We start from the raw sequence: 6054 nt of genomic DNA, 5'->3' as shown, positions 1-6054 counted from the left end.
ATGCGAGAACTCGACCGTCTGAAGGTAATCCAGGCTGTAGTGGATTTGGGCCTGAGGCCTGGCCGCGCGGCCGAACGACTGGGCCTAACGGTCCGGCAGATCGAGCGGCTGGTGATTCGATACCGGGAGTCAGGTGCGGTCATCGAACGGTCCGCGAATTCCAGTTCGGCATCTGCGTGTGTTCAGTTCGAACATCACGCCAACCTCGTCGCTGCCGCGGCGAATGACAATTTAATATCATATTATGATATATAAGGATGGCTTAATGAAAGATCGGGACGCAGTGGGAGCCATTCGCAACTCGCGCTTGCCGGAACCTGTCACGGGGCGTAAGGTTTATTTCTCTATCGCCCTTTTTCGGGAGATATCAAAATGGCTGCCATGCAATCCGCGGCCACGCCCCTCTCCGACGAGGAAGCCCGGCGCCAGTTGCACCGCGCCGTCATCGCCAGCACGATCGGCACCACGATCGAATGGTATGACTTCTTCCTCTACAGCACGGTCACCGGCCTGGTCTTCGCAAAGCTGTATTTCCCGCAATCCCACCCACTCGTCGGCACGCTGCAGGCGTTCCTGATCTATGCCGTTGGCTTTGTCGCACGGCCTGTCGGCGCGGCGATCTTCGGCCATTACGGCGACCGCATCGGACGCAAGGCCACACTGATCGTGACCCTGTTGCTGATGGGGCTCGCCACGTTCGCCGTGGCCTTCGTTCCGACCTACGCCGCGATCGGCATCTGGGGCGCCGTTATCCTCACGGTACTGCGCTTCATCCAGGGCGTCGGCGTGGGTGGCGAATGGGGCGGCTCGGTCCTGATGTCGATGGAGTGGGCGCGCACCAATACGCATCGCGGTTTCGTCGCGTCGTGGCCGCAGTTCGGCGTGCCTGCGGGATTGTTCCTCGCCAACCTTGCCGTGTTGGCCATGAGCTGGTTTTCCGGCAGCGCTTTCCTCGCGTGGGGCTGGCGCGTGCCGTTTTTCCTCAGCATCGCGCTGGTTGCGATCGGGCTCTATATCCGCCTGAATATTCTCGAGACGCCGATCTTCGCGAAGCTGCTGGCCGAGCGTCGGATCGAGAAGACGCCGATGCTCGAAGTGCTGCGCAAGCAGCCGAGGGATATCGTGCTGTCGGCGTTTGCGCGGATGGCCGAACAGGCGCCGTTCTATATCTATACGGCGTTCGTGTTCACTTACGGGATCACGGCGCTGGGCGTCACGCGCGAACTGCTGCTGGCGGCGGTGCTGGTCGCATCCGTGGTCGAGTTCGTCACCATTCCGCTGTTCGGGCACGTGTCGGATCTGATCGGACGGCGGAGGATGTACATGATCGGTGCGGCTGCCGCCGGCGTGTTTGGATTCGTCTACTTCGCGATGGTCGATAGCCGGAATCCGGTATGGATCTTCGCGGCCATCGTGTTGTCGCTGGTCCCGCATTCGATGATGTATGGACCGCAGGCTGCATTGATTGCCGAGTCATTCACAGGGCGGCTGCGGTATAGCGGCGCGTCGATGGGTTATCAGCTCGCTTCGGTCATTGCCGGTGGCCCGGCACCGCTGATCGCAACGGCGCTGTTTGCCTACTACCACTCGGGGTATGCGATCGCGGCGTACGTGCTGGTGTGCGCAGTGCTGAGCGTGGTCGCCGCATCGAAGCTCGGGGACTATACGAACAAGGATATTTCGCGGGAATACGACGACGCTCGGGGTTTGGGGGATCATGGGCACGCGCCGCCGGTGACTTGACGAACTCGCCAGATCAGGCAGGCGATGACGACGGCAGCCGCGACCCCATCGCGTCACGGGCTGGTGGGCCGACACGCTGGGCCGCACCGCGAGACGGCGCCGGGCGACGCAGAACACGGAGCCGTCCAGTCCGGAACAGGTCTGACGACGGGGCGCGATATGCGTGCTACGCCGTTCGTGATTCCGCGCTCGCCGCTGTCGCGCAGCGGTTCGCCCGGCGTAACCGGGTTATCGCTCGCTGACCTTCACGCGCGGCAGCCATTCAGCCTCGGCGCCCTGCGTACCTTTCAGATGAGCAGGCGTCGCGTCCTGCGCGTGCACGTCGAAACGGCGTGCCGCCTCGGTGTCGAGATGCCGGCCATCGAACGTCGACTGGCGACGGGTAATCATGTTGATGCGAAGGCGTTTTGCCGCCATGGTCGGTATTCCTTGAGAAAACGGTACCCCGCTGACAGGCGGGGTGCCATAGATTTACGCGAGAAAAATGTCGCCGCGATGACGCGGCGCGCGACGAAAATCCCCCACCCTCTCCTCTTTCCTCCGGCAATCCCCCCTCAAACATCCACCCACATCCTCGTCACTCGCGCTTGCAAGGTTAGGGAGGCCCAACCCGCGCAAATACGAGGGCAGATGCTGGCCCTGCCGCTGCGTGTTGCACGTGATAGCTACCTGCGGCTTGTCGCAACGCGAGTGACCTGGTCGCTCGACGGTTTAACGGCCGGTCGTCGCGGATTGTGCCCGCGACCGCACTCGCGGCCGTCGCCCCGCTGGCATCCGGTCTGCACCTTTCGACTGCACCGGCAACAGCACGTCACGGCTCATGTCACGCAACTCCCCTGTCGTTCGTTTCGCCTCGGCCGACGCCCGACGCGGCGGCTGGCACACCGCTCGCCCCTCGTCCGTTCACGCCGTCACGGTCGCACGCCGCACCGCCGGCAGTTCCAGATTCGCGCGAAAATCCCCGCCCACATAGTCGGTATCGAGCAGATCGCGCCGGCGCAATTCGGGCAGCAGACCGTTGAGCAGCAAGTCCTCCTGGTCCGGCTGGCCGAGCCCGTGCAGCGACAGCACGTCGACCAGCCCCGCGCGATAGCGCGTTTCGATCGCATCGGCGAGCTGCTCCGGCGTGCCGGCGACGAACCAGTGGCCGGTCTCCTGTGCACGGACGATCAGCTCGCGCAGCGTCAGCCGCTGGCGGGCGTAGCCGACGAAGATCGCAACACGTCCGCGCCGGCGATGCACGCTGTCGATCGCCGGCAGCAGGGATGCCGGCAACGGCTGGTCGAGCGGCAGATCGCGCAGGTCGACGCCGCCGCCGAACATGTCGGCGAGCTTCAGCCTGCCTTGTTCGTAATCGATTCGTTCATGCTTGTCGCGCAACCGCCGTGCGACGTCAGCATCGGATTCGCCGATCACCGAATGAAATGAGTTCATCACGAGCGGCACCCGGTCGCCGCGACCGAATGCGGCAGCCTGCCGATGCAGTTCGGCGACGAACGCGCGCGCATCGTCGAGCGTCGGCTGCGACGTATAGACGACTTCCGCAAACCGCGCACCGAGCGTCACGCCGCTCGCCGACTGACCTGCCTGGAACAGGACGGGCCGCCGTTGCGCCGAAGGCGGCACATTCAGCGGCCCCTGCACCTGAAAGTGCGCACCGCGATAGTCGATCGTGCCGAGCTTGCGCGGATCGACCGAGATGCCGCCGCCCTGCCCGCGCCGCGTCGCGTCCGGATCGTTCGCGTCGAACAGCGCGTTGACGACTTCGACGAATTCGGCCGCACGCGCGTAACGTCGTTCCGGGTCGGGCAACCCCGCATCGCCGAAATTCTCTTCGCCGACCGACGACGTGACCGCGTTCCACGCGGCGCGTCCGCCGCTCACATGATCGAGCGTGCCGATCAGCCGTGCGAGGTTGTACGGATGGTGATACGTCGTCGACACCGTCGCGACGAGTCCGATGGCCGATGTCGCCTGGCTCAGCGCCGCCAGCGCGACGATCGGTTCCTGGCTGCCCGTGGTACCGGCGAGGCCTGCCAGATCGGCCTGCAGCAGATCGGCGGTGAAGAGGCCGGTGATCTTCTCGGTTTCCGCCTTGCGCGCGAGCGATGCAGCACGCCGCACGCCCTGCGCAACCTCCGCATCGCCGGGCGCATACAGCACGCTTGCCGCGCCGACGAGCGTCTTCAGTCGTCTGCGTGCGCCGCTCATGACGCGGCCCCGGTCATCCCGCGGGTGCTTGCGGCGCGTGCCGCGCGTCGTTCGTCATGGTCGTTCATCTGCATTCCTCGTGATTCCGTTCGATCGGAGGAGGCATGTCGGCATCGCGATGGCGAGTGCGCTCGCATCGGATCGTCCGGCAGGCTCCGGGCACGCGCCGCAAGGCGCGCAGCCAACGACCATAACGCAAGCCCCCCGGTCGGCCGGAACGAATATTTTCGGCTTTCGATATTCTTCTTGATTGTTTGACCGTGCGAGCGTCGACGAAAAATAATTCTGCATGCCTAACCCGTTGATCCGGCCGCTTCGACCCGCGCCGATCGCCTCATCATGACGTTCGACGCCAACCGTTCCGATTCCGTTTTGTCCGCGTTGCCATTCCGCTTGAGCGTGCTCGACAAGAGCCCCGTTGCGCCGGGAGAAACCGCCGCCGACGCGCTGGCGCGCAGCGTATCGCTCGCGCGCTTCGCCGATGCCGCCGGCTATCACCGCTACTGGCTCGCCGAGCATCACAACACCGCCGCGCTCGCGTGCCCGTCCCCGGAGATCCTGATCGCGCACGTGCTGGCGCATACGCAGCGCATCCGTGTCGGGTCGGGCGGCGTGATGCTGCAGCACTACAGTCCGTACAAGATCGCGGAAAACTTCAACCTGCTCGCGTCGCTCGCGCCCGGCCGCGTCGATCTCGGCGTCGGCAAGGCACCGGGCGGCCTGCCGCTGTCGACGCGCGCGTTGCAGGCCGGCTACGATCCGGCGCGGCGCGCGTCGTTCGCCGATCTGGCAGACGAGCTGAATCGCCATCTTCAGGGCGCGGCCACGGCAGCCGATGCGATCGGGCAGGATGCCGCCGCGCTGCACGCGACGCCGCTGCCGCCAGTGCCCGCGCAACCGTTCCTGCTCGGCGCAAGCGCGGAAAGCGCCGCGCTCGCGGCGCGGCTCGGCTGGGCCTTCGTCTATGCATCGCATCTCAACGCATCCGCCACGGACCTGGAACGCGCGTTCGATGCCTATAGCCGCGCGTCCGGCGGCGGCACGCCGCTGCTCGCGGTCTCCGCGATCGTCGCCGACACCCGCGACGCGGCCGCGCAGCTGGCGAGCGGACATCAGGGCTTTCGCGTGCAGGTAGGCGACACGCCCGCCGTCAACGTCGGCAGCCTCGAACAGGCGCACGCATACATTCGCCAGGCAGGCGGCGGCCCGCACCGGATCGAGCCGCGCGAAACGCGGATCGTGCACGGCACGCGCGACGATGTGCTGCACGAACTTCACGTATTGCATCGCCGTCACGGCATTGCCGAATTCGTCGTCGACACGCCGCTCGCCGACGCCGCACCGCGGATTGCGTCGCTGCGATTGCTGGCCGGCGTGCGCGCCGACGACCACGACGCGGCACCGTCGCGAGACAGACCGGATGCGCGACGCTCGAGTGCCCGCACGGTCGCGCGCCATCCGGACTTCGAGGGCGCGGCGCGATGACCGATACGATCCGCATCGCCGGCACCGACGACGTGCCGGCCCTCCATGCATTGCTACAGGACGCCTACGCACCACTCGTGGCGCAGGGCGTGCACTTCACCATCACGCGCTCGCCGATCGAACGCGTCGCGCAGACCGTCGCGCGCGAAACGACGTTCGTGCTGGAACGCGGGACCAGCGAAGGCCGCCCTGTCCTCGCAGCCACGTTGACCGTGCGGTTTCCCTGGGTATCCGGCGAACGCCCTCGCACGCCTTATCCGTTCCTGCACTGGTTCGCGGTCGCGCCCGCATTCAAGCGGCAGGGCTTCGGGCACGCGCTGATCGCGCACGTCGAGTCGCAGTTCCTGACCGGGCAGGTCAAGGCGCCCGCGACGTATCTCGCGACCGCGACCAACCATCCGTGGCTGCAACCGTACTACGAGCGCAATGGCTACGTGCCGTTCAATCGCTCGACGAACTCGCTTGGCACGCCGCTCGTCTGGCTGAGAAAAATCCTGATCCCGGAGCTCTACCGGGATCCGGCGGCGGACGACACCGCCCCGGACGGCATGCGCCTCCACGCGAACGCATGACGTGCCGGGACACCCGGCAACGCGCACCGCATCCCCCGCTACC

At 66.0% G+C, this 6054-nt stretch carries 5 protein-coding genes and 1 pseudogene; 4 read left to right on the top strand and 2 right to left on the bottom strand.

Annotation, left to right across the window (positions count from 1 at the left end; translation table 11 throughout):
• A pseudogene (locus DIE21_RS35470) lies at positions 1–138 on the top strand (helix-turn-helix domain-containing protein); the annotation flags it as partial.
• Positions 139–372: 234 nt separating this feature from the next.
• Positions 373–1743 (top strand): MFS transporter, encoded by a 1371-nt coding sequence (locus tag DIE21_RS35465; protein ID WP_124502005.1) that lies wholly within the window; start codon positions 373–375, stop codon positions 1741–1743.
• 228 nt (positions 1744–1971) lie between these two features.
• Here the strand turns inward: DIE21_RS35465 and DIE21_RS35460 are convergent, their stop codons facing one another.
• Together DIE21_RS35460 and DIE21_RS35455 are read right to left on the bottom strand one after the other, a co-directional pair.
• Complete coding sequence (locus DIE21_RS35460; protein ID WP_124502004.1) at positions 1972–2160, bottom strand: hypothetical protein; 189 nt, start codon at positions 2158–2160, stop codon at positions 1972–1974.
• A 486-nt stretch (positions 2161–2646) separates the two neighbouring features.
• Complete coding sequence (locus DIE21_RS35455) at positions 2647–3954, bottom strand: NtaA/DmoA family FMN-dependent monooxygenase (RefSeq protein ID WP_124502003.1); 1308 nt, start codon at positions 3952–3954, stop codon at positions 2647–2649.
• Between the two features lie 339 nt (positions 3955–4293).
• Between DIE21_RS35455 and DIE21_RS35445 the strand changes: the two genes are divergently transcribed.
• Both DIE21_RS35445 and DIE21_RS35440 read left to right on the top strand, forming a co-directional pair.
• On the top strand, positions 4294–5439 hold the full coding sequence (locus DIE21_RS35445; protein ID WP_124502002.1) for an MsnO8 family LLM class oxidoreductase: 1146 nt from the start codon (positions 4294–4296) through the stop codon (positions 5437–5439).
• Positions 5436–6011, top strand: a complete 576-nt coding sequence (locus DIE21_RS35440) for a GNAT family N-acetyltransferase (RefSeq protein WP_124502001.1) — start codon at positions 5436–5438, stop codon at positions 6009–6011. The genes DIE21_RS35445 and DIE21_RS35440 overlap by 4 nt, the downstream gene beginning before the upstream one ends.
• The last annotated feature ends 43 nt before the right edge of the window (positions 6012–6054 follow it).

Source organism: Burkholderia sp. Bp9140 (assembly GCF_003853425.1).
Lineage (GTDB): Bacteria > Pseudomonadota > Gammaproteobacteria > Burkholderiales > Burkholderiaceae > Burkholderia.
The sequence above is the reverse complement of the archived record's forward strand: the minus strand, read 5'-3'. Positions and strand labels throughout refer to the sequence as shown.